This is a genomic window from Glutamicibacter sp. TV12E, from assembly GCF_052441935.1.
In the GTDB taxonomy this organism is placed as follows: Bacteria; Actinomycetota; Actinomycetes; order Actinomycetales; family Micrococcaceae; genus Glutamicibacter.
In genome coordinates, this window is sequence record NZ_JBQVVF010000001.1 from 2,487,677 (window position 1) to 2,510,757 (window position 23,081).

The window sequence follows — 23,081 nt, forward strand, 5'->3', positions numbered from 1 at the left end:
ACTAACAAGAAGGAAACTCAGGTGTCTGAAGCTACTGAAGCAGTCGAGACTGCATCGGCTCCCGCTACCGAGAACGCTGGATCCCGTCGCGGCGAAGGCCGCGGTCGTGGTGAAGGTCGTGGACGTGGCGAAGGCCGCGGCCGTGGCCGTGACCAGAAGGATAACCGCAACGAAGACAAGGACAAGTTCCTTGAGCGCGTTGTAGCTATCAACCGCGTCTCCAAGGTCGTCAAGGGTGGTCGTCGCTTCAGCTTCACCGCACTTGTCGTTGTTGGTGACGGCAACGGTCTGGTAGGCGTTGGCTACGGTAAGGCCAAGGAAGTTCCTGCAGCTATCGCCAAGGGCGTTGAAGAGGCCAAGAAGTCCTTCTTCCGCGTTCCACGCGTTGGCACCACCATTCCACACCTGGTCAAGGGTGAGGCCGCCGCTGGCGTCGTCATGCTTCGCCCAGCTGCTCCCGGTACCGGTGTTATCGCCGGTGGTCCAGTGCGCGCCGTGTTGGAGTGCGCAGGCATCCACGACATCCTGTCGAAGTCGATGGGTTCTAGCAACCAGATCAACATCGTTCAGGGCACCATTGCTGCACTGAAGGCTCTTGAAGAGCCAGCAGCTGTTGCAGCTCGCCGCGGTCTTCCGCTGGACGAGGTTGCACCAGCAGCAATGCTGCGTCACATCCAGAGCCAGAAGGCAGGTGCTTAATCAATGGCTAAGAACATTGTTCCAAGCGACGCCAAGCTGGAAATCACCCAGATCAAGTCCATCATCGGTGGTAACCAGTCCCAGCGCGACGTAGTTCGCTCGTTGGGCCTGAAGCGCATCGGACAGACCGTTGTCCGCTCCGCTGACCCTGTGACTGTTGGTATGGTCAACAAGGTCCCACACCTGTTGAAGGTTGAGGAGGCGAAGTAGAGATGGCTGAAGAAAAAGCACTGAAGATTCACCACCTGCGCCCAGCTGAGGGTGCAAAGACTGCCAAGACCCGCGTTGGTCGCGGTGAAGGTTCCAAGGGTAAGACCGCAGGTCGCGGTACCAAGGGTACCAAGGCTCGTTACCAGGTGAAGGCAGGCTTCGCAGGTGGTCAGCTTCCGCTGCACATGCGTCTGCCAAAGCTGCGCGGCTTCAAGAACCCATTCCGTGTCGAGTTCCAGGTTGTAAACCTGGACAAGATCTCGGAATTGTTCCCAGAAGGCGGCGAAGTCACCGTTGAGGCACTGGTTGCCAAGGGCGCTGTTCGCAAGAACCAGCCTGTCAAGGTACTGGGCACCGGCGAGATCACGGTCAAGGTTGACGTGAAGGTTGACGCCTTCTCGACTTCCGCATCCGAGAAGATCGCTGCTGCTGGCGGCTCGGCAAACACCCTCTAAACCAGGGTTTAGCCTTTGAATGGTCCCGGTTCGCGTCGAGTAATCGACGTGAACCGGGACCATTCTGCTATCGGCGAGAAATTTTCCAAGAACACCATCAATGCTTGGTTGATCAGGCCATAAACATTTCTGTCCACAAACATTTGCGTCTAATTCGTGTGGCGTATTTGGCAGGAGAGCACTGTGGACGGCTAGAATCGTTAGGTCATGGGAAGTATCTCTTCCTGGGCTCAAGCACATACTTCAGGAGGACGCTTGTTCAGCGCCATAGCCCGAGTTTTTCGGACGCCTGATCTGCGCAACAAGTTGCTGTTCACGCTTGGGATCATTGCGATCTATCGTGTCGGTGTATTCATTCCCGCTCCGGGCATTGACTACAGCAACGTTCAGCAGTGTCTGGCAATGGGTGAAACCACCGGTGGACTTTATTCGTTCGTGAACCTCTTCAGTGGCGGCGCCCTGTTGCAGGTCTCCATCTTTGCAATGGGAATCATGCCGTACATTACGGCGTCCATCATTACCCAGCTGCTGCGTGTGGTGATCCCGCACTTCGAGACCTTGCACAAGGAAGGTCAAGCCGGGCAAGCCAAGCTGACGCAGTACACGCGTTACCTCACTATCGCCCTCGCGCTGCTGCAGGGCACCACGCTGGTGACCCTGGCCCGCACCGGAAGCCTCTTCCCGAGTTGCTCCCTCCCGCTGGTCCCGGATGACTCGCTGATCGTGATCCTGCTGATGGTCATCACACTCACTGCGGGCACCGGACTGATCATGTGGATGGGCGAGCTGATCACTGAACGCGGTATCGGCAACGGCATGTCCATTTTGATCTTCATCTCCATTGCTTCGGGCTTCCCCTCGGCAATGGGCTCGATCCTGCAGGCCCAGGGTGTCATGACCTTCATCGGCGTGCTGCTGATCGGCCTGCTGATCGTCGGGCTTGTGGTCTTCGTGGAACAGTCCCAGCGGCGCATCCCGGTCCAGTACGCAAAGCGCACCGTGGGCCGCCGTACCGTGGGCGGTACCTCCACCTACATCCCGCTGAAGTTGAATATGGCCAACGTGATTCCGGTGATCTTCGCCAGCTCCATCTTGGCCCTGCCGCAGATGCTGGTTCAGTTCAACCAGAATGACGATGGCACCTTGCCGGCTTGGGCCATGTGGTTGCAGGAGCACTCCTCGACCTCGTCACCTTGGTACATGCTGGCCTACACGCTGATGATCATTGGCTTTGCCTACTTCTACGTTGCGATCACCTTCAACCCGGTTGAGGTTGCCGACAACATGAAGAAGTACGGTGGATTCATTCCAGGCATTCGCGCTGGACGTCCAACCGCCGAATACCTCCAGTACGTGATTTCTAGAATTACCTTCCCGGGCGCGCTGTACCTCGCGTTCGTTGCGTTGATCCCACTGATTGCCTTCGTGTTGTTCAACGCCGATCAGAGCTTCCCATTTGGCGGAACATCGATCCTCATCATGGTTGGTGTGGGATTGGAAACCGTCAAGCAAATCAATGCTCAAATGCAGCAACGAAACTACGAAGGGCTACTGCGATGAGTCGACTGCTAATTATCGGACCTCCAGGTGCCGGCAAGGGCACCCAGGCCGTAAAGATCTCCGAGCGTTTGGACATTGTCGCCATCTCCACCGGCGACATCTTCCGTGCCAACGTCAAGGGCGGCACCCCGTTGGGAATCGAAGCGAGCAAGTACATTGACAATGGCGACTTTGTCCCCGATTCGGTAACCAACAACATGGTCGAGGATCGCCTGAACCAGGACGACGTGGCCCAGGGCTTCCTGCTCGATGGCTACCCGCGCACCAGCGCGCAGGTCGACGCGCTGGACGCCATGCTGGCCGGCAAGGGCATCGCCCTGGACGCTGTGCTGCAGCTGACCGCCGATGACGACGAGCTGGTTGCCCGATTGCTCAAGCGTGCAGAGATCGAAGGCCGCGCAGATGACACCGAAGAGGTCATCCGCCACCGCCTGGGCCTGTACAACGAAGAGACCCGGGTTGTCGTGGAGCGCTATGAGGAACGCGGCATCGTGCGCAAGGTCGACGGCCTTGGCGCGATTGACGAAGTAACCGAGCGCGTGCTGGCAGCGTTGAACGTCAACGCCTAGGCACCTCGAAGAACATCGCGCAGGGATCGTGCAGCAACAATGAAAGTTGCAGCGCGGTCCCTGCGCACTTTTGCACGGATCACTGCTTGCGCGGATCCACCACTGAGCTAGGGGAATCACATTGGCTTTTGGACAGCCGAAAATCGAGTACAAATCCAACTCCGAAATCCTGAAGATGCGCCAGGCCGGCTTGGTGCTGGCTGAAGCATTGGATGAAGCCGTTGCGATGGCTCGCCCCGGCGTGACCACCGAAGCGATCAACAAGGTCTTCGGGAAGGTGCTCGAACGCCACAACGCGACCAGCAACTTCCTGGGCTACCACGGTTTCCCGGCGAATATCTGTGCCTCGGTCAACCACGAAGTGGTCCACGGCTTCCCATCGGGCTACGAGCTGAAGGACGGCGACGTGCTGAAGATCGATGGCGGCGCCATCATCGACGGCTGGCACTCCGACTCGGCACGCACCGTGCTGGTGGGCAAGAACATCGACCCGGCCGATCAGCGCCTGAGCGAGATCACTGAGCAGGCCATGTGGGCCGGCATCGCTGCGGCCGCCAACGCGCGCTTCATCGGCCAGATCGGCGAAGCCATCGACGACTATGTCACTAGCCAGCCAGGCGCTGAGCTGGGCATCCTGGAAGACTACTGCGGACACGGCATCGGCTCGGCCATGCACATGGCGCCCGATGTCCTGAATTACAACTCCGGGCACCGCGGTCCGCGCATCAAGCCGGGCATGGCGCTGGCCATCGAGCCGATGCTGGTGCGCGGCGGCATCGAGACCTCCGTGCTGGAGGACGACTGGACCGTGGTCACCAACGACAAGTCCAACGCCTCGCAGTGGGAGCACACCGTGGCATTCCACATGGGTGGCATCTGGGTGCTCTCCGCCCACGATGGGGGAGAAGCCGGGCTGGCTCCATTCGGAGTAGCCCCATCGCCGATCAAGGCGTGAGAATTAGCGGTTTTTTCTAGATCCAGTACGCCATAAGCTTGTGGCGTGCTGGATCTAACATTTTTAGATCAGTGAACGATTGGCACTGAACGCTTCAATGGCGTATCGTTGACTGTTGGTTCGTGAATTAAGTGTGCCCAAAATTCTATGTTTGGACATTACCGGTTCATGAGCCAGAACCAATTACTTGTTGGCGAAAATTGCCAACAAAAAAAGTTAGCGGGGAAAATGGGCAAGAAGGAAGGCGTCATCCAGGTAGAGGGCACCGTCTCAGAGGCACTGCCGAACGCGATGTTCCGCGTGGAGCTGCCGAATGGACACGTAGTGCTCGCCACTATCTCGGGTAAGATGCGTCAGCACTACATTCGAATCCTCCCAGAGGACCGAGTGCAGGTTGAAATGAGCCCATACGATCTCAACCGAGGTCGTATCGTTTACCGCTACAAGTAAATCTGCAGACTGAAAACTTTCTCAGCGACCGCGGTCACCGCAAGGTGATCTCGATCGCTGAATGATTGTTCTTGGACAAGCTTTTTACTGCTCCACATTTAACTGCAACCGCAAGAGGAGTAAACCCTTGAAGGTTAACCCTAGCGTGAAGCCGATCTGCGACAAGTGCAAGGTAATCCGCCGCAATGGTCGCGTCATGGTGATCTGCGAAAACCCACGCCACAAGCAGCGTCAGGGCTAATTCCGTTTTTACGGGATTCCCACGCGTAGTCAATTAGGCAGTATCAGCCAGGACTTTTGTCCTGGTGTACCCCCGGATTCGGAGGCCGGGGCCGTGAGAGATCACGGATGATACTGCTCCAGACCTCCGTTCGTTGAAAGGTAGCCACTTGGCTCGTTTAGCAGGCGTGGATATTCCACGCGAGAAGCGCGTAATCATCGCGCTGACTTACATCTACGGCGTGGGCAAGACCCGTGCAGAAGAGACCATCGCAGCGACCGGTATCAACCCGGACACTCGCGTCAAGGATCTCACCGATGACCAGCTCGTGCAGCTGCGCGACTTCGTCGAAGGCACTTACAAGGTAGAAGGTGACCTGCGCCGTGAGGTTCAGGCTGACATCCGCCGTAAGGTAGAAATCGGATCCTACGAAGGTATTCGTCACCGTAAGGGCCTGCCGGTCCGCGGTCAGCGCACCAAGACCAACGCACGTACCCGCAAGGGCCCGAAGCGTACCGTCGCAGGTAAGAAGAAGACTCGCTAAATCTTAGCGATCTAACTCAAATACTTTTTTCGTAGGAGAAGAAATGCCCCCAAAGACTCGTGGAGCGGTACGTAAGCCGCGTCGCAAGGACAAAAAGAATATTGCGCAGGGACAGGCGCATATCAAGAGCACCTTCAACAACACCATCGTTTCGATCACCGATCCGACTGGCGCTGTGATCTCGTGGGCTTCGGCCGGCGAGGTAGGCATGAAGGGCTCGCGCAAGTCGACCCCATACGCTGCCCAGATGGCTGCTGAAGCTGCTGCAAAGCGCGCTCAGGAGCACGGCATGCGCAAGGTTGACGTTTTCGTCAAGGGCCCGGGCTCGGGACGCGAAACCGCGATCCGTTCGCTGCAGGCTGCTGGCCTTGAGGTTGGATCCATCCAGGATGTTTCCCCAAGCGCTCACAACGGTTGCCGCCCATCAAAGCGTCGCCGCGTCTAATTGATTCGCTAGGCTAGGCCTAAGAAGTCACCGAAGCATTCACAGAATGCTCCGGTGGCTATCTTGGACTCATTCGCCTGCAAAAGACGAACGGCCACCTAAGGCTACCGTCGTTTCCACCCCCGTGAAGCGTCATATAGCGGACGCTCGCTGAAAGGAAATGTAAGTGCTCATTACGCAGCGCCCAACCCTGACCGAAGAAGTAGTTGCCGAAAACCGCTCCCGGTTCGTCATTGAACCACTGGAGCCAGGCTTTGGCTACACCCTGGGTAACTCGCTTCGCCGTACCCTGCTCTCCTCGATCCCTGGTGCCTCTGTCACCAGTGTTCGAATTGACGGAGTACTGCACGAGTTCACCACCGTAGCCGGTGTCAAGGAAGATGTCACCGAACTGGTCTTGAACATCAAGAACCTGTCGGTTTCTTCCGAGCACGACGAGCCAGTCGTTGCCTACCTGCGCAAGCAGGGCCCGGGCATCGTTACTGCAGCGGACATCACCCCGCCAGCCGGTGTGGAGTTCCACAACCCTGATCTGCATATTGCAACCTTGAACGCCAACGGCAAGTTCGATATGGAACTGACCATTGAGCGTGGCCGTGGCTATGTGTCTGCCGCTCAGAACAAGAACATCGATGGCGAGATCGGCCGCATCCCTGTGGATTCGATCTACTCCCCAGTTCTGAAGGTGACTTTCCGCGTGGAAGCCACCCGTGTTGAGCAGCGCACCGACTTCGATCGCCTGATCGTTGACGTGGAGACCAAGGAGTCGATCGCCCCGCGCGATGCCGTGGCATCCGCAGGTACCACCCTGGTTGAGCTGTTCGGCTTGTTCCGCGAACTGAACACCGCAGCTGAAGGTATCGAAATCGGTCCATCACCAACGGACGCAGCCATGGCTGCCGACATGGCACTGCCGATCGAGGATCTGGAACTGACCGTTCGTTCGTACAACTGCTTGAAGCGTGAGGGCATCCACTCTGTGGGTGAACTCGTTACCCGCTCCGAGGCAGACTTGATGGACATCCGCAACTTCGGTGCAAAGTCCATTGACGAAGTCAAGGCCAAGCTGGTTGAACTGGGTCTGGCCCTGAAGGATTCCCCTCCAGGATTTGATCTGGCCGCTCGTAGCGCCCTCGAAGATGGCGACGAATACGACGAAGGTCTGTAAAGACCCGCGTCTAGCGACACACTACTTCATCCGCTGGCACGAGAAGATCGTGCCGGACGGGTTATTCATCTAGGAGAACCACAATGCCTACCCCTACCAAGGGTCCGCGTCTCGGCGGCAGTGCAGCACATGAGCGACTGATTTTCGCTAACATGTCGGCACAGCTCTTCGAGAACAAGAAGATCACCACCACCCTGACCCGCGCCAAGCGTCTGCGTCCACACGCAGAGCGCCTGATCACCTTCGCTAAGCGCGGAGACCTGGCATCGCGTCGTCGCGTTCAGGCTGTCATCGCTTCGCGTTCGCGCACCAACAAGTCGATCGTTCACGAGCTGTTCGAGAACATCGCACCAGCAATGGCAAACCGCGAGGGTGGCTACACCCGCATCACCAAGATCGGCAACCGCAAGGGCGACAACGCTCCTATGGCTGTTATCGAGCTCGTGATGGAGCCAGTTTCGCCAAAGCAGGCCGTCGTCAAGGAAGCCACCAAGGCTGCCGAGAAGGCTGCTGAAGCACCTGAGGCAGAGGCCACCGAAGAGGCATAAGCCCCCTTCGAGCTGAAGCTCGCACCCCCAGGGGTGATAAAAAGATTCCCGTTGGATCCGAAAGGAAACAACGGGAATCTTTTTTGCTTTAATCAGCAGGAACCGGGGGAGCAGAACGCTGGAGGCCTAGCTGAAGCTCTCCATATCCGGGCAGGCCTCATCCAGATAGGCCGTGGCTTCTGCCGCGTCGTCGGTATCCAGCGCCGAGATCTTTTCAGAGATCTCAGTGACGTTCTCCTTGGTGCCCTGTGCCATGAGCTTGGAGATTTCCTGACTCTGCTGCGAGGCAGCGGTCAAGGCATCAACAAGTTTCTTGTCCTTGGTCTTGGACGCCGCGTCCACCAGGATCGCATCGAATTCGTCCATGATCTTCGCGTAGTCCTTGGTCTCACCGGCGATGAGCTGCTCGCTGAGATCGTCCGCCTTGTGCAGCAAGTCTTTTTCAGCAACCTGGTCATTGATGTAAGAACAGGTCTCTTCGGTCTTCAGCTTTCCCGAGGAGCAACCGGTGATAGCCGTAGCGGCCAGCGTCAGCACTGCGGCGCTAGCAGCAACCTTCTTGAGCATGTAATTCCTTGCCTTGGGATGATCGGGTGACTGCGGGCATTGAAAGCCTTGTCAACATTGTTTTAAGCCTACACAAGCGACGTCGATATGTTGGTCCGGCGACAAGGCAACATGCAGGCTCAAGCATCCGATGGCGCGAATGAATAGCAACCGATGCGGCCACAACAGACCTTTATAAGCGAAGCGCTTTTGCTATGTTCCTTTTTAGCCTTCCGTCGTAAGATCAGCCGGTCTTGGACGACAACAGCGGTTCATCGATTAGCGGGCATGTCTTAAGAAGAGTAAACGAGGCGGTGTTGCCGCTGGCCTGATGCAGGCCGCTCCAGGCGATAAGGCGGTGTCCGGTGGGAAGGGCATAGCTAAATCAAAGTACAGGAGAGGCTCTTCACGAATTGAACCAGTTCAGTGTATAGCCACCGAATTTTTTGGGGGCCGTGCTTTTTCATGCAGCGTAGTCGCTATTGGCCCAATTCCGCGAGGCTTGGACACGCCGTACTCACATAGGCCATTGTCTTGGAATCTTCTGCGGTGCTGAGGCCCTGAACCTTTGACGACTTTTCCATCAATGTCAGATCATTGTCGGTCATGAGTTCAATCATTTGGTTGTTCTGATCGATAGAGGCTTGCAGAGCTTCTGCCAATTTCTCATCTTCGGTTTTGTCTGATGCCTCTTGCAAGAAGGCAGTAACCTCAGCCATCTTTGCCTTAAAACCGTCGCCGTCGCCATCGAGCATATCTTGTACGGCACTATCAGTTGTCTCTGCGAGGCTCAATTCTTTAGCATTGTCAGTGAGCAAAGTGCAGGTTTCTTCAGTGGAGAGTTTTCCTGACGAGCAACCGGTCAGGGCTGAGAGTCCAAGTGCAACAACGGCTGTCGTCACGCCAATTTTCTTGAGCATGTGTTCCTCATGTAGTGATGATGGGCCCCAATGGATATGATCCAAGTTGGCAATTGACCTTTACTCTACATGCGGAAAATATCGTTGTCGTAGGAGTTACAGTATGAAGCTCGTTGCATAACCAAGCCGGCCGATCGCAAACTACGCACGTAGAGCATGATCCATGGAGGAGTCCAGAAACGCTGGAATCCATGTGATGAGCGAGTATCGCTGCAGGATGTTGGGCGTCGCGCGTATCGGTGCCAATTGGATCTAGATGCATGAGAACACGCATAATTGAGGGTATGAGCACGCAGCCTGACAGCCTCGATCCAATGGGAACTTCCGCAGTAGGAAGCACCGAAACCCCCGCATGGATCCGCATGCAGATGGTGCTCGGCTACGACGGTGCCGCCTACAACGGCTGGGCGCGCCAGCCCAATGTCATCGGCGTGCAGCAGCTCGTGGAAGAGGCACTGGAAATGCTGGTGCGCCGCAGGGTGCGCGTTGTTGTTGCAGGCCGCACCGATGCCGGTGTGCACGCGCGCCGACAGGTAGTGCATTTCGATTTGACGCAGGATGAATATGACAGCCTGCCGCGCAAGGCCTCGCTGGAACCTGGCCCAGCTTTGGTACGCCGAATCAATGGCATCCTTGGCCGCCAGGACGGAGCCGTCTGGGTCCACGAAGCTCTGCGCGCTCCCGAAGGCTTTGATGCCCGCTTCTCGGCGTTGGCCCGCCGGTACTCCTACCGCATTGCCGATGGCCAGCACCGCTGGGATCCGCTCACCCGGCATCTGACTACATGGCACCGCGAAGAGCTGGACGTTGAAGCCATGAACCGCGAAGCGCAGAGTGTGTTGGGGCGCCACGACTTCCTGACCTACTGCAAGCCACGTCCTCATGCGACGACCATTCGTACATTGCAGGAGTTCAGCTTCACCCGTGGTGCTGATGGGCTGATCCTCGCTCATTTGAGAGCCGATGCTTTCTGCCACAATATGGTCCGCGCTCTCATCGGGGCGGCCATGATGGTGGGGGATGGGCGTGAGAAGCCTGGATTCCTGGCGGCTCGGCTGGAGCAGATGGTGCGCGATTCCAAGACCAAGCTCTCGCATCCGCGGGCGCTTGTTCTCGAAGAGGTCTACTATCCAGACGCCGGCGAGCTGGCCGCCCGGGCTTTGCAGACGCGAGCTCGGCGCAGCGAAGATGAAGCTGGAGAAGCATCGGCCCAGGCTTGAGCGGCCGATAATCCCCGGGATCTTAAGGGTGTTGTTGCTCACGACGCAGATGCTTTTTTGGCCGGAAACACTTTAATCCGCTAAACTTTTATGAGTTGTGTATGTCCACGTTCGACACTACACGCCCAAGCGTGACGGCTTAGTTGCATAGTCGCTGGTCTGCTGGGTGTGCGAACAACATATGGACGGCCGGTTATCATCAGTCCTCACCTGACGTACTGGTCTAAACACAAGAACAACACGACAGTGCCTGTCACTGGGGGATCTCACCGCCTTCAGCCAAGCGACTGTTTGACCAGAAACGAATCAACGTAAGGCAATTACTGTGCGTACGTACACCCCAAAGCCGGCTGACCAGACTCGTCAGTGGTATGTCATTGACGCCACCGATGTAGTACTCGGCCGTCTCGCCGTCCAGGCCGCAACCCTGCTGCGCGGCAAGCACAAGCCAACCTTCGCTGCACACATGGACATGGGCGACCATGTCATCATCATCAACGCAGAAAAGGTTGCACTGACCGGTAAGAAGCTTGAGAACAAGCGCGCTTACCGCCACTCCGGTTTCCCAGGTGGCTTGAAGAGCATCAACTATGCAGATCTGCTGGAGAAGAACCCAGTTCTGGCTGTTGAGAAGGCTATCAAGGGCATGCTGCCTAAGAACAAGCTGTCTGCTGCTCAGCTCTCGAAGCTGAAGGTATACCGCGGCGCCGAGCACCCACACGCTGCTCAGTCGCCAAAGGCACTGGAAATCACCCAGGTCGCTCAGTAGTCCTGGCCCCGAGAAGAAATACTTAATAGGAGATTATCGTGGCTCAGAACGCTGAAGAAACCACTGAATTCGAAGGCGAGACCCCTTCGACTTACACCACCGAGACCTCTGCTTCGGCCGTAGTTGCCGAAACCGAGCGCGCTCCGCTGACCGTTCCAGGTGCAGCAGTTGGCCGTCGCAAGCAGGCTATCGCCCGCGTTCGCCTGGTACCAGGTACCGGCAAGTGGACCGTTAACGGTCGCACCCTGGAGAACTTCTTCCCTAACAAGCTGCACCAGCAGGACGTCAACGAGCCTTTCAAGATCCTTGGTCTTGAGGGTGCTTACGACGTTATCGCTCGTATCAACGGTGGCGGCATTTCCGGCCAGGCCGGTGCACTGCGTTTGGGTATCGCTCGCTCGCTGAACGAGATCGATCGCGATGCAAACCGCGCAACCCTGAAGAAGGCTGGCTACTTGACTCGTGACGCACGCGTCATCGAGCGCAAGAAGGCTGGTCTGAAGAAGGCACGTAAGGCTTCGCAGTTCTCGAAGCGCTAAACCTTACTTCAAGGTCTTTTCCGGAGGCTCCAACATCCCGCAAGGGAAGTTGGGGCCTTTGGTCCATTAACGGTGGCATTCTCGGGGTCGATAATAATCTTCTCCCATTCCACACCCGTCGCATCTCTTCAACGAAGATAAATCGAAGTAGAGGGCATATGATTGGAAACGATGGCAAGATTATTTGGGACCGATGGGGTCCGAGGAAAAGCAAACGAACTGTTAACTCCCGAGTTGGCGCTGGAGCTGGCGCAGGCAGCATCCGTGGTGCTGGGCTTGAGCCAACCTGAAGACGGGCACAAGCCTGTTGCGGTGGTGGCAAAAGATCCGCGTATCAGCGGTGACTTCCTCTCCGCAGCAATTGAGGCCGGCCTCGCCGCCTCAGGTGTGGACGTCATGGACGCAGGCACGCTGCCAACTCCCGCAGCAGCCTTCCTGGTAGGGGACCTGGACGCTGATTTCGGTGTCATGATCTCCGCGTCGCACAACGCAGCTCCGGATAACGGAATCAAGTTCTTGGCCCGCGGTGGCAAGAAGCTCGATGACTCTTTGGAAGACGCCATTGAAGCGTGCCTGAAAATGCCCAAGCCCCGCCCAACCGGTGGCGAAGTGGGCCGCGTCGCACGTTTCGCCGACGCTGAAGACCGCTACGTCATGCACCTGCTGCAGGCGCTGCCTAACCGCATCGACGGTTTGAAGGTCGTTCTGGATTGCGCCCACGGTGCAGCTTCGGGCTGCTCACCAGAAGTATTCAAGGCTGCAGGCGCCGATGTCATCGTCATTGGCGCAGACCCAGATGGCATCAACATCAATGATGGCTATGGATCCACCCACTTGGCGAAGCTGCAGGCTGCCGTGTTGGAGCACCAAGCTGATCTGGGCATCGCCCACGACGGTGACGCAGACCGTTGCCTCGCGGTAGACCACGAAGGCTCCATTGTCGATGGCGACCAGATCATGGCTATCATGGCGCTGGACATGAAAGACCGCGGTGAGCTGAAGGATGACACGCTTGTTGCCACCGTGATGAGCAACCTCGGCTTGAATCTGGCCATGGAGGCTGCAGGGATCACGTTGAAGCAGACTGGTGTGGGGGATCGCTACGTACTTGAAGGAATGCACGAAGGAAACTACTCGCTTGGCGGCGAGCAGTCAGGCCACGTGATCTTCTCCAAGCACGCAACCACCGGTGACGGCGTTCTGACCGGCCTGATGATCGCAGCCCGGGTGAAGGCCACCGGCAAAACCTTGAAGGAACTCGCCTCGGTGCTGACAGTCCTGCCGCAGGTGCTGATCAACGTCCGTGGCGTGGACAAGGCTGCGGCACCGGATTGCGAGCCGCTGCAGCGGGATATCGCTGCCGCGGAAGCCCGTTTGGGTTCCACCGGCCGCGTGCTCTTGCGTCCATCGGGCACCGAGCCAGTGGTTCGCGTCATGGTTGAAGCGGCTACGCATGACCAGGCCCAGGCTGAAGCCGAGACACTGAGCGCCTCGGTCAAGGAACACCTTTCCCTGTAGTTCAGCGGGCGTTCGGCAACTAGTACGGAAATATCAAGAAAACTCACACCCCCGCAGGGTGTTCTGCATAAGAACAGCCTGCGGGGGTGTGGCATGCTAACAAGTAGAAACAGACATCGGTTCGTGTTCTCGGAGAGAAGGACTTTCGTGACTCTACGCATCAGCGTGATCGGCACCGGCTACCTCGGTGCAACCCATGCCGCCTGCATGGCCGAATTGGGCTATGAAGTCATCGGCGTCGATGTGGATAAGGCCAAGCTCGATGCGCTGGCCGCCGGCGTGCTGCCCTTCCATGAACCAGGCCTGCCGGAACTGCTGCGCAAACATGTTTCCTCCGGACGCCTGCGATTCACCGACGACTATGCCGATGTAGCGGCCAACGCGGATATCCATTTCATTACCGTGGGTACGCCCCAGCGTGCTGATTCGCAGTCAGCAGACATGTCTTACGTAGACGGGGCTGTCGACTCGCTGCTTGAGCACATCACCTCGGAAGCCTTGATTGTCGGCAAGTCGACCGTGCCGGTGGGCACCGCCCGCCGGTTGAGCGAAAAAATTGCTCAAGATGCCAAGCCCGGAAGCTCCATTGCGCTGGCATGGAATCCTGAATTCTTGCGTGAAGGTTTCGCGGTGAACGATACGCTGCGGCCTGACCGCCTGGTCTATGGCCTTGAAGGCGAGCGCGGCCTTGAGCTGCTGCGCGAAGTGTACGCACCGGTGCTGGCCCAGGAAATCCCTGAAATCGTCACCGACCTTGAGACCGCGGAGCTGGTCAAGGTGGCCGCCAATGCGTTCCTGGCGACAAAGATTTCTTTCATCAATGCCTTTGCCGAGGTGACTGAAACCGTGGGCGGCGACATCAAGACCCTGGCCGACGCCATTGGCCACGATAAGCGCATTGGCCGTCGTTTCCTGAACGCCGGAGTGGGCTTTGGCGGTGGATGCCTGCCGAAGGACATTCGCGCCCTCCAAGCGCGCGTGAGCGAGCTCGGGCTGACCCAGACCATGAACTTCCTCTCCGAGGTTGACCAGATCAACCTGCGCCGTCGAGACCGCGTTGTTTCGCTGGCTGAAAATATGCTGGGCAATGTGCTGGCTGGCAAGCATATTTGCGTCCTCGGAGTCACGTTCAAGCCCAACAGTGATGACGTGCGCGATTCCCCTGCATTGGACATCGCGGTACGCCTGTATAACGCTGGCGCCGAAGTCTCGGTCTATGACCCTGAGGGCAATGCCAATGCCGCAGGCCGCTTCCCGCGTTTGAACTACGTGGATTCGCATCAGGAAGCTGCCCGCAACGCAGACCTGACCTTGGTGCTGACCGAGTGGCAGGAATTCCGCGATCTGGATCCGCAACAGCTGGGTGAAGTCGTGGCATCGAAGATGCTCATCGACGGCCGCAACGTGCTGGACCGTCCGGCCTGGCGCGAGCAGGGCTGGGTCATGACCGGTCCAGGCGAGTATTTCGAGCTCAACAGCAACAACGTTGCAACCGGGCCGGTTCCGGTTCAGTCCTAGCGCTACGTGGATAGCAGAAATGCGGTTGTCGAAAGACAACCGCATTTTTGCCTCTTGGCGTTGACGCCTAGAAGCCGAAGTGCTTCATGACCTTTGGCAGGTTATCGATCAGGCGCGAAGCGCTGACCGTTCCATCTTCTGCAGTCATTCGTCCAAGGTGGCCGTGGATGATCGCAGCACAGGCAGAGAGTTCCATGATGCGACGGTTAGGCACGGTTCGCATGCCCTGCGTACCGGTCAGGGATCCGTCGGAAAGCAGGTAGCCGAGGATGCCCGTGAGCACGTCGCCGCTGCCGGCTGTGGCCAACTGAGGCGACGAGTGGGTTACCACGAGGCTGCTGCCATTCGGGGCGACGATGTAGTTGGTCGGACCCTTCAGAAGGACAACTGCGTTGTAGGCCAAGGCAGCCCAGCGGGTCCACCGGATCGGATCCTGGGCAATTTCGTCGGGGGTCACCTTGACGCCGGCGCGGCCCAGCAGCATCCGCAGTTCCTTGGCATGCGGGGTCAGGACGCGTGGTTGTTCGCTGGGGCCAGTTGGAACGACTTCCAGGCCAGAAGCGTCAATGACCGCTGGCTGGCGGCTGGCGAACACTTCGGCAATGACACCAGTTGGGGGAGTCCGTCCGTCAAGGCCGGGACCGATGGCCCAGGCCGAGATCTTGGCACCCTTGCCATGCAGGTGGCGACGCGAGGAAGAGAGTGCTTCCTTGATCTGCTGATCATCCAGCGGGACGGATTCCGGAACCGAGACGGCAACCAATGGGCGCACGGAGTCCGGAACATGAGTACGCAGCAAGCCGACACCGCAGTTCACGGCCGCCTTGGCTGTCAGCTGGGCAGCACCAGGATAGAGGTCAGAGCCTGCGATCAGGCCCAAGACTCCGCGCTGGTACTTGTGGCGTCCAGCGTCGCGCCACGAACGGTGCTCGTCCAGAAGTTCTTGCGCAGCAGACTCATCGACCAGCTGGGTTTCGGGTGCCACTGCAGAAAAATCAAATCCAAGACAAGCAATGGAGATTTCCCCGGTGACCAGTGGTGCATCAACGGTCAGCAGCCCCGACTTCATGGCACCAAAGGTCACGGTGCGCTCGGCGCGCAACACGTTGTCTTCAGCGACCCCGGTATCCGGGTGCAACCCCGAGGGTACGTCGCAAGCAAGCACGCGGCTGTGTGCAGGAAGTGTCGGCAGTGGGGAACCAGCGCGGTACCCCAAGCCGTACAGCGCGTCGATGACCAGTGAAGCATTAGCCAGTTCACTTTGACCATCAGAATAATCAGTCAGTGTTCCGCCAGCGTTCTGGTACGCTGTGGCGGCCTCGGCATGTACGTGGTCCCCGAACTGTAAGGCGAGCGTGGAGATTCCTTGCTCCTGGAGCTGAGCCAGTGCATAAAGGCCATCTCCACCGTTATTGCCGGGTCCAATCAGGGCGATAACAAAGGCAGGTTCCGTGCCTGGTTTTTCGGCCAGCATGGTGGCTGCCGTTGAAGCCAATTCGGCGGCGGCTTGCTTCATCAGGCTCGCTTCGCCGCGCTTGGAAATCTCCTGGGCCTCAACCGCACGAATCTGCGCAACACTGTAGACAGGGATCATAATTCAAACAATACTCAAGGCGGTCGTCTGAATCCTTATTTAATGCCAATCGTGTCGTTATTCTTTTGTTCTGGAAGTGTTAGCTTTCGGCAATGACCATGGCGATGGCCATGTCGCCATCGTGTGACATGGTCAGATGCCATGAAGTGATTCCCCGCTGTTCGCTGGCTTTGGCGACGGATCCGGTGTTGTGGATTTGTGGATCCCCGGCTTCATCTTTGCGGATGGTGCAGTCTTGCCAGTTCATCCCAGCGGGTCCGCCAAGCGCTTTGGCGATGGCTTCCTTGGCTGCAAAGCGGGCGGCCAGCGAGCGCAGAGGCAGGTCGCGTTCTTCTTCCGTGAAGAGGCGTTCTCTCAGGCGCGGGGTCTTTTCGAGTTGTCGGCCAAAACGGGGCACGTCGACAATGTCCACTCCGATACCTGCAATCATGGATTCCATTATATCGGCCGCCATCTGGGCGAAATGCCTGGATGGTTCTCGGATACAAAATCGCGGGGTTGCGCGTTGCCCCATGGCAACGCGGAACCCCGCGAGTTTGCACAAACCCTGCTGCTAGACAGCTTCAGCGATGAGCGAGCTGACCTGCGCGAAGAGCGGATGCTCTGGCTCTAGTCCGGTGATCGAGGCGGTGGCCTCATCAGGGGACTGGCTTGCCAGGATCTGGTGCAGGGTCACGGCCTCTTCATCTCCTGGTGCGTTGAACTGCAGAGCCGCGGCAATGGCTAGAGCCAAGGCAGAGGTTGGCATTCCGCGTTCAGCCAGGTCCGCAGCTGGGCCGATGAATCGTTCATGGCGGCTGAGCTTGCGCATTGGCGCACGGCCCACGCGGCCCACGGTGTCAGGCAGGTGCGGGTTGGTGAAGCGGGTCAGGATCTTCTGCACATAGGCTTCCTGCGCTACTGGATCCAGTCCGTGCTTGGTCACCAGCAGCGCCTTGGTCTCCTGCAGGACTGCATTCACCTTTTGCGAGATCTGCTCATCATCCATCGCATCAGAGATCTTCTCAATTCCCGCTGCGGCGCCGAAGTACGCTGCGCTGGCATGTCCCGTATTCACGGTGAACAGCTTGCGTTCAATGTACGGCAGCAATTCATCAACGAAGGTTGCCCCGGGGATCACTGGCTCGTTGCCATTGAAGGGGGTGCGGTCGATGACCCACTCGTAGAAGGTCTCAACGGTGACATCCAGGTTCTGCCCTGGTGCCTGTGCCGGGACAATGCGATCCACCGCGGTGTTGGCGAAGATGGCGCGGGAGGCCAGTTCCTGCTCCGTGCCCTCCCATGCTCCCTGGATTTCCTGCTGCAGGATATCGGTGGCATTGATGGCATTCTCGCAGGCCATCACGTGCAACGGAGCCAACTGGGCTGGGCGCTGGGCCAGGGCCTGTGCGATAGCTGGGGCGACGAACTTCAGAATGTGCGGGCCCACCGCGGTGGTCACCAGGTCCGCCGTGGCGATCTGTTCGATGACCTCGGCCTGCTGGGAACCGGAATTCAGGGCGCTGAAGCCGGTGACGACCTTGTCCTGTCCTTGCTGTCCAACTTCATGCACGGTGTAGCTCTCGGCAGCGGCAAGGCTGTCGATGAGCTCTGCAGCTACGTCAGCGAAGACGATCTCATAGCCGGCTTCGTGCAGCAGCAAGCCAACGAAGCCCCGGCCGATGTTTCCCGCTCCAAAATGTACGGCTTTCACTTGGTGTTGACCTTTCCGAATAGATCAAGGATTTCCTCGACGGAGGTGGCCTGCTCCAACTGGGCGACCTGGTCCTTGTTGGTGAAGATCTTGGCAATGGAGGCCAGGATCTTCAGATGTTCATTGTTCAAGCCCGCAACACCCACGACAAACTTCACGTCCTTGCCGCCCCAGTCGATGCCTTCCGGGTAGCGGACCACGGCGACGGCCGAGTGGTTGATATGCTCCTTGGCGTCATTGGTGCCGTGCGGGATGGCCAAGAAGTTGCCCATGTAGGTGGACACCGAGGTCTCGCGTTCGTGCATGGCCAACACGTAGTCCGTGTCCACGGAACCACGCTGCATCAGCAACTGTCCTACCTCGTCGATGGCTGCATCGCGCTCGGTCGCGGTGCCCTGGAGCACCACGCCATCAGCCGCCAGAACCTCGTGGGCTGGCTGGGCTTCGGCATTCACGTACTCGGAGGCTGCGTCCGCAGCAGCGGGAGCCGCCGGGACGGTTTCGGCAGACGCGGCATCGGCTGGGACAGTGTTGCTCGTGCGCACCAGCTCAACGATTTCGTCATAGCGTGGGCTGTTCATGAAGTTGTCCACCGAGACGTGCGTGGCACTTCCGGTCTTCGGCTTGGCGCGATCCGCGAGGTCCTGATGCGTCACCACGATGTCGTAGGTATCGGTCAGGTTGGCAATGGCCGAGTTGGTGACCTTGACGTCGCCAAAGCCGGCGTCCTTGATCTTGTTGCGCAATACCGAAGCGCCCATGGCGCTCGAGCCCATGCCTGCATCGCAAGCAAAAACGACGGTGCGGATTGGACCAGAGGTGGCGGCCGCGGAAACCAAAGCAGAAGCTACCGAGCTCTTCTTGCCCTTCATGGCCTCCATCTTCGAGGTGGCTTCACCCAGCTCGTCGCCTTCGGTGTTCTTGCTCAGCTTCAGGATCAGACCTGCCACGACAAAGGAGACGATGGTGGCAAAGAGCACTGAGAGGGTGACGCCGAGATAGCTATCCGAGGAAGCCGCGGCGAATACGGCCAAGATGCTGCCCGGGGCCGCAGGCGATCGCAGGCCGGCACCGGTCACCACCAGGGTGAAGACGCCGGTCATGCCGCCGAGGATCGGAGCTAGAACGATTACTGGCTTCATCAGCACGTAAGGGAAGTAGATTTCGTGGATACCGCCGACGAACTGGATCAGCGCGGCACCGGGAGCCGAGGCGCGGGCCATGCCGCGTCCGAAGACCGTGTAGGCCAGCAGCAGTCCGAGACCCGGGCCGGGGTTGGACTCGAGCAGGAACAGCATCGACTTTCCGGCGTTCAAGGATTCCTCGGTGCCCAGCGGGGTGAGGATGCCGTGGTTGATGGCGTTGTTCAGGAACAGGATCTTGGCCGGCTCGATCAGGATGCTGGTCAGCGGCAGCAGGCCATGCTGGACCAGGAAATCAACTGCGGTGGCTGCGCCCTGGCTGAAGGCCTTGACGGCTGGGCCCACGAGCAGCATGCCGATGATGGCCATGATGGCGGCAAGAATACCCGCCGAGAAGTTGTTCACCAGCATCTCGAAACCGGGCTTGATGCGGCCTTCCCACAGCGCATCCAGCTTCTGCATGACCCAAGCCGCCAGCGGGCCCATGATCATCGCGCCAATGAACATCGGGATATCGGTTCCCACGATCACGCCCATGGTTGCCGCGGCGCCGACAACGCCGCCGCGCAAGCCGTAGATGGCATGTCCGCCGGTATAGCCGATGAGCAGCGGCAACAGGAAGGTGATCATCGGGCTCACCAGCAGTGCCAGCTTCTCGTTTGGCAGGAAGCCGTCCGGGATGAACAGGGCTGTTATCAGGCCCCAGGCGATGAATGCGCCGATATTGGGCATGATCATGCCCGAGAGGAAGGTGCCGAACTTCTGGACACCGACTCTCAAGCCGGCGCGTGGTTTTTCAACCGTTTCTGTTTCCATGACTAATCCTAAGAATTCGCCCGTGGGCGGGTAGTAGATCTGGAGATTATGGGTGGTCGTGGGACTTCGAGGCTATCCGGAGGAAGAGATCCTGTGAAGCCATTCCAAAAACAGCTTGAGTTCTGTACTGGATAGCTCGTTGGAGTTCGAAGACTGCAGTGCCGCATTCAAGGCAATAGCGGCAACGACGACGGAGGACTGATTGGTGGGTTCGGAGAACTGGGCGTGCGCTTCGTCGTTGAACACGGCCTGGATCATGGAGTCGCGCGTCATCGTGGACAACTCCAGATTTCTCCGGTCCGCTGATTCGGCGATGAGCATCAGGGTGACGCCGACGTTGGCGGCCATGATGCTGCGTGCCGCTTCATGCGGTGGAACTTTCAACTGCCCGGCTATGGCCGCACGGTTAAGCCGTTCGGCCACCAGCTGTTCAGCCTCTGCCACGATTGCCGGGCGGCTCTCGGGGCGGATGTTGCCGAACAACACCAGATAAAGGTGGGTCTTATCAAGGCCAAACTGCACATGGCCATCCCAGAGGCGGCGGATGTCCTCGATTGGATTGGAATCCAAATTGATGGCTCGTTCGCCTTCCAGGTACTCTTCGAAACCTGCGGTGACTACTGCATTGAACAGTCCTTCCTTGTCTCCGAAGTGGTGGTAAAGGGTTGGCGCGGTGACACCAGCGAGTTTGGTGATCTGCCGAGTCGACACCGGCTCGCTGCCTGCATTCGCCAGCAGTTCGGTGGCTGCTAGCAACAGGCGAGTTTTCGGAGGCAACTGGTCATTGGAACTCATAAGCGTTACCCTATCACTTATAGCGCTGTTATATGAATTGAATCACAGCATCGCGCAAACGCCAAGAACTTATCGCGAAACCCGCACCATACCCGCACTGCAGCGGAGATGGGTGCGCCCGCGCCAAGACAAGGAACGACCATGCAAAATTTGAAGGGCGTCGGGGTCAGCCCCGGCCGCATTATCGGAACAATCCGCCACATGCCGCAACCGGTTCAAGAACCGCACGCCGAGCAGCGGCTGTCACCAGATGTCTCAGCCGAGGACGCGATTGCGCAGCTGAAAGCGGCCGCTGGACGCGTGCATGAACAGCTCAAAGACCGGGCCAGTCACGCCCAGGGAGATGCCAAGGCCGTCTTGGAAGCCACCGCTCTCATGGCCAAGGACAGCATGCTGCTCAAGACCGCGGCCAAGAAGATCACCGCCGGCATCTCTGCCGAGCGGGCCATCTGGGACTCAGCCCAGAACGTGGCCACCCAGCTGGGCGCCCTGGGAGGGTACATGGCCGAACGCGCCACCGACGTGCTGGATGTGCGCCAGCGCATCGTCGCCGAGCTGCGCGGTGCCCCGGCCCCGGGCATCCCGCACAGCGGCACCCCGTTCATCCTTGTAGCGCAGGACCTTGCTCCAGCCGACACGGCCACCCTGGATCCCGCGCAAGTGCTGGCCCTGTTGACCTCTGAAGGCGGTCCGCAGTCGCACACCGCGATCATCGCCCGCTCGCTGGGGCTACCAGCAGTGGTGGCCGCTGCTGGCGCCGAGCAGATCCCGGCGGATGCCGAGATCTATGTGGATGGCGCCACCGGAGAGATTCATCTGGAACCGGGGCAGCCCGAGCGCCAGGCCGCCGAACGGTGGCAGGCCTCGGCCCAGCTGCAGAGTTTCGACGGCACCGGCGCCACTGCCGATGGGCACGCGGTGCCGCTGCTGGCCAACGTCGGGGGCGCCGATAGCGCCCGCCGAGCCGCCGCCGACGGCGCCGAAGGCGTTGGATTGTTCCGTACGGAATTCTGCTTCCTGGAACGCGATAGCGAGCCCAGCGTGGAGGAACAGGCTGCCGCCTATGCCGGGGTCTTCGATGCCTTTGCCGGCAAGAAGGTCGTGGTCCGCACCCTGGATGCGGGCGCTGATAAGCCACTGCCCTTCCTGACCGACTCGACGGAGCCGAATCCCGCGCTGGGCGTGCGCGGCTACCGCACGGACTGGAGTAACCCCGGCGTGCTGCAGCGCCAGCTGCAGGCTATCGCCCAGGCCGCTGCCGGGAGCAGTGCCGAGGTCTGGGTCATGGCCCCGATGATTTCCACCGTCGAGGATTCCGAGGCCTTTGCCCGGATGTGCGCTGACGCCGGGCTGAAGACTCCCGGGGTGATGATCGAGGTGCCCTCCGCAGCGCTCAACTCCCGGCATGTGCTGCAGCCGGTGCAGTTCGCCTCGCTGGGCACCAATGACCTCACCCAGTACGCGATGGCCGCAGACCGGCAGCTTGGCTCCTTGGCCGCGCTGAATACCGGATGGCAGCCTGCCGTTTTGCAGCTGGTCAAGCACGCGGTGGACGGCGCGCAGCTGGCAGGCCAGCGCCCGGTCGGCGTGTGCGGGGAGTCCGCCGGCGATCCTGCCATGGCGGTGGTCCTGGTGGGCCTGGGTGTTGCCACCCTGTCCATGAGCGCACGCTCGATTCCTGCGGTCAGCTCGGTGCTGCGCTCGGTCACCCTGGTGCAGGCGCAGGAACTGGCCGAGGTGGCGCTGAACGCGCGTACCGCACAGCAAGCCCAGCAGCAGGTGCGCGCCGGCCTGCCCATTCTCGATCAGCTCGGGCTCTAGCCCTAGAAGCCTGTCACGAACCAACAACCAGAGAAGGAACAACACCATGATTGAACGTACAGCCACCATCGGCAGCAGGGTCGGCTTGCACGCGCGTCCGGCAGCGATCTTCGCCGAGGCCGCCAGCGACTACGACTTTGACATCACCATTGCACGCCAGGGCGAGCCGGCGGAAGACGCGGGCGATGCCAGCAGCATCCTGACCCTGATGGGCCTGGGCGCCGGGCACGGGGAAGTGGTGGTGCTGCGCAGCGAAGATGCCGGCGCGCAAGAAGCGTTGGATGCACTGGCGGCAGTCCTGGAAACCGACCACGACGCCAGCTAGTAGTCCTGCCGAGATCTTCTTGAATTAACAGCAAAGAGTCCA

General features: G+C 59.1%; 25 protein-coding genes and 1 pseudogene. 19 read left to right on the forward strand and 7 right to left on the reverse strand.

Going from position 1 to position 23,081, the window contains the following annotated elements; genetic code table 11:
- Positions 1 to 21: 21 nt before the first annotated feature.
- The 12 genes and pseudogenes from rpsE to rplQ form a co-directional block, all read left to right on the forward strand.
- A complete protein-coding gene (gene rpsE, locus ACT7DV_RS11695) occupies positions 22 to 699 on the forward strand; it encodes a 30S ribosomal protein S5 (RefSeq protein WP_171918424.1) in 678 nt (225 codons plus the stop codon).
- A gap of 3 nt (positions 700 to 702) precedes the next feature.
- A complete protein-coding gene (gene rpmD / locus ACT7DV_RS11700; protein ID WP_022874120.1) occupies positions 703 to 909 on the forward strand; it encodes a 50S ribosomal protein L30 in 207 nt (68 codons plus the stop codon).
- Between the two features lie 2 nt (positions 910 to 911).
- Positions 912 to 1,364: a 50S ribosomal protein L15 gene (gene rplO / locus ACT7DV_RS11705; protein ID WP_058254881.1), complete on the forward strand. Its 453-nt coding sequence runs from the start codon at positions 912 to 914 to the stop codon at positions 1,362 to 1,364.
- Between the two features lie 255 nt (positions 1,365 to 1,619).
- Positions 1,620 to 2,924 carry a preprotein translocase subunit SecY gene (gene secY, locus ACT7DV_RS11710; RefSeq protein ID WP_060702207.1) on the forward strand — a complete coding sequence of 435 codons (1,305 nt, stop codon included), beginning with the start codon at positions 1,620 to 1,622 and terminating at the stop codon, positions 2,922 to 2,924.
- Entirely contained in the window at positions 2,921 to 3,493 is a 573-nt protein-coding gene (locus tag ACT7DV_RS11715; protein ID WP_060702206.1) for an adenylate kinase, read from the forward strand. Before secY ends, ACT7DV_RS11715 begins: the two co-directional genes overlap by 4 nt.
- A 121-nt stretch (positions 3,494 to 3,614) precedes the next feature.
- Positions 3,615 to 4,448 (forward strand): type I methionyl aminopeptidase, encoded by an 834-nt coding sequence (gene map, locus ACT7DV_RS11720; protein ID WP_060702205.1) that lies wholly within the window; start codon positions 3,615 to 3,617, stop codon positions 4,446 to 4,448.
- Between the two features lie 228 nt (positions 4,449 to 4,676).
- Positions 4,677 to 4,898 (forward strand): translation initiation factor IF-1, encoded by a 222-nt coding sequence (gene infA, locus ACT7DV_RS11725; protein ID WP_013349662.1) that lies wholly within the window; start codon positions 4,677 to 4,679, stop codon positions 4,896 to 4,898.
- A gap of 127 nt (positions 4,899 to 5,025) precedes the next feature.
- Positions 5,026 to 5,139: a 50S ribosomal protein L36 gene (rpmJ, locus tag ACT7DV_RS11730; protein WP_071894985.1), complete on the forward strand. Its 114-nt coding sequence runs from the start codon at positions 5,026 to 5,028 to the stop codon at positions 5,137 to 5,139.
- Between the two features lie 148 nt (positions 5,140 to 5,287).
- A complete protein-coding gene (gene rpsM, locus ACT7DV_RS11735; protein ID WP_022874115.1) occupies positions 5,288 to 5,662 on the forward strand; it encodes a 30S ribosomal protein S13 in 375 nt (124 codons plus the stop codon).
- A gap of 43 nt (positions 5,663 to 5,705) precedes the next feature.
- The gene (gene rpsK, locus ACT7DV_RS11740; RefSeq protein WP_022874114.1) at positions 5,706 to 6,107 is read left to right on the forward strand and encodes a 30S ribosomal protein S11; all 402 of its coding nucleotides are present in this window, start codon (positions 5,706 to 5,708) and stop codon (positions 6,105 to 6,107) included.
- A 166-nt stretch (positions 6,108 to 6,273) separates the two neighbouring features.
- On the forward strand, positions 6,274 to 7,275 hold the full coding sequence (locus ACT7DV_RS11745) for a DNA-directed RNA polymerase subunit alpha (RefSeq protein WP_060702204.1): 1,002 nt from the start codon (positions 6,274 to 6,276) through the stop codon (positions 7,273 to 7,275).
- An 83-nt stretch (positions 7,276 to 7,358) separates the two neighbouring features.
- Positions 7,359 to 7,820, forward strand: a pseudogene (rplQ, locus tag ACT7DV_RS11750) (50S ribosomal protein L17); the annotation flags it as partial.
- Positions 7,821 to 7,949: 129 nt separating this feature from the next.
- On the opposite strand, the gene ACT7DV_RS11755 reads toward rplQ, so the two are convergent.
- Positions 7,950 to 8,390 (reverse strand): hypothetical protein, encoded by a 441-nt coding sequence (locus ACT7DV_RS11755; protein WP_444662726.1) that lies wholly within the window; start codon positions 8,388 to 8,390, stop codon positions 7,950 to 7,952.
- Positions 8,391 to 8,848: 458 nt separating this feature from the next.
- Positions 8,849 to 9,289, reverse strand: a complete 441-nt coding sequence (locus ACT7DV_RS11760) for a hypothetical protein (RefSeq protein ID WP_444662727.1) — start codon at positions 9,287 to 9,289, stop codon at positions 8,849 to 8,851.
- 284 nt (positions 9,290 to 9,573) lie between these two features.
- On the opposite strand from ACT7DV_RS11760, the gene truA reads away from it, so the two are divergent.
- From truA to ACT7DV_RS11785, 5 genes are all read left to right on the forward strand, one after another.
- The gene (gene truA / locus ACT7DV_RS11765) at positions 9,574 to 10,509 is read left to right on the forward strand and encodes a tRNA pseudouridine(38-40) synthase TruA (protein ID WP_444662729.1); all 936 of its coding nucleotides are present in this window, start codon (positions 9,574 to 9,576) and stop codon (positions 10,507 to 10,509) included.
- Between the two features lie 325 nt (positions 10,510 to 10,834).
- Positions 10,835 to 11,278 (forward strand): 50S ribosomal protein L13, encoded by a 444-nt coding sequence (rplM, locus tag ACT7DV_RS11770; RefSeq protein WP_022874108.1) that lies wholly within the window; start codon positions 10,835 to 10,837, stop codon positions 11,276 to 11,278.
- 38 nt (positions 11,279 to 11,316) lie between these two features.
- Positions 11,317 to 11,817 (forward strand): 30S ribosomal protein S9, encoded by a 501-nt coding sequence (rpsI, locus tag ACT7DV_RS11775; RefSeq protein ID WP_060702200.1) that lies wholly within the window; start codon positions 11,317 to 11,319, stop codon positions 11,815 to 11,817.
- 171 nt (positions 11,818 to 11,988) lie between these two features.
- Complete coding sequence (gene glmM / locus ACT7DV_RS11780; RefSeq protein WP_444662731.1) at positions 11,989 to 13,335, forward strand: phosphoglucosamine mutase; 1,347 nt, start codon at positions 11,989 to 11,991, stop codon at positions 13,333 to 13,335.
- A gap of 147 nt (positions 13,336 to 13,482) precedes the next feature.
- The gene (locus tag ACT7DV_RS11785) at positions 13,483 to 14,853 is read left to right on the forward strand and encodes a UDP-glucose dehydrogenase family protein (RefSeq protein WP_444662733.1); all 1,371 of its coding nucleotides are present in this window, start codon (positions 13,483 to 13,485) and stop codon (positions 14,851 to 14,853) included.
- A gap of 67 nt (positions 14,854 to 14,920) precedes the next feature.
- Here the strand turns inward: ACT7DV_RS11785 and ACT7DV_RS11790 are convergent, their stop codons facing one another.
- The 5 genes from ACT7DV_RS11790 to ACT7DV_RS11810 all read right to left on the reverse strand — a co-directional run bounded on the left by ACT7DV_RS11790 (position 14,921) and on the right by ACT7DV_RS11810 (position 20,893).
- Entirely contained in the window at positions 14,921 to 16,447 is a 1,527-nt protein-coding gene (locus ACT7DV_RS11790; protein ID WP_444662735.1) for an NAD(P)H-hydrate dehydratase, read from the reverse strand.
- 79 nt (positions 16,448 to 16,526) lie between these two features.
- Positions 16,527 to 16,877, reverse strand: coding sequence for a holo-ACP synthase (locus ACT7DV_RS11795; protein ID WP_444662737.1), 351 nt, complete (start codon positions 16,875 to 16,877; stop codon positions 16,527 to 16,529).
- A gap of 123 nt (positions 16,878 to 17,000) precedes the next feature.
- Entirely contained in the window at positions 17,001 to 18,140 is a 1,140-nt protein-coding gene (locus ACT7DV_RS11800; protein WP_444662739.1) for a mannitol-1-phosphate 5-dehydrogenase, read from the reverse strand.
- Positions 18,137 to 20,098 (reverse strand): PTS mannitol transporter subunit IICBA, encoded by a 1,962-nt coding sequence (locus ACT7DV_RS11805; protein ID WP_444662741.1) that lies wholly within the window; start codon positions 20,096 to 20,098, stop codon positions 18,137 to 18,139. Before ACT7DV_RS11805 ends, ACT7DV_RS11800 begins: the two co-directional genes overlap by 4 nt.
- 72 nt (positions 20,099 to 20,170) lie before the next feature.
- Positions 20,171 to 20,893 carry a TetR/AcrR family transcriptional regulator gene (locus ACT7DV_RS11810; protein WP_444662742.1) on the reverse strand — a complete coding sequence of 241 codons (723 nt, stop codon included), beginning with the start codon at positions 20,891 to 20,893 and terminating at the stop codon, positions 20,171 to 20,173.
- Between the two features lie 141 nt (positions 20,894 to 21,034).
- Here ACT7DV_RS11810 and ptsP point away from each other — a divergent pair, with 141 nt between their 5' ends.
- Entirely contained in the window at positions 21,035 to 22,714 is a 1,680-nt protein-coding gene (gene ptsP, locus ACT7DV_RS11815) for a phosphoenolpyruvate--protein phosphotransferase (protein WP_444662743.1), read from the forward strand.
- 46 nt (positions 22,715 to 22,760) lie between these two features.
- Positions 22,761 to 23,039, forward strand: coding sequence for an HPr family phosphocarrier protein (locus ACT7DV_RS11820; protein WP_444662745.1), 279 nt, complete (start codon positions 22,761 to 22,763; stop codon positions 23,037 to 23,039).
- Positions 23,040 to 23,081: the final 42 nt, after the last annotated feature.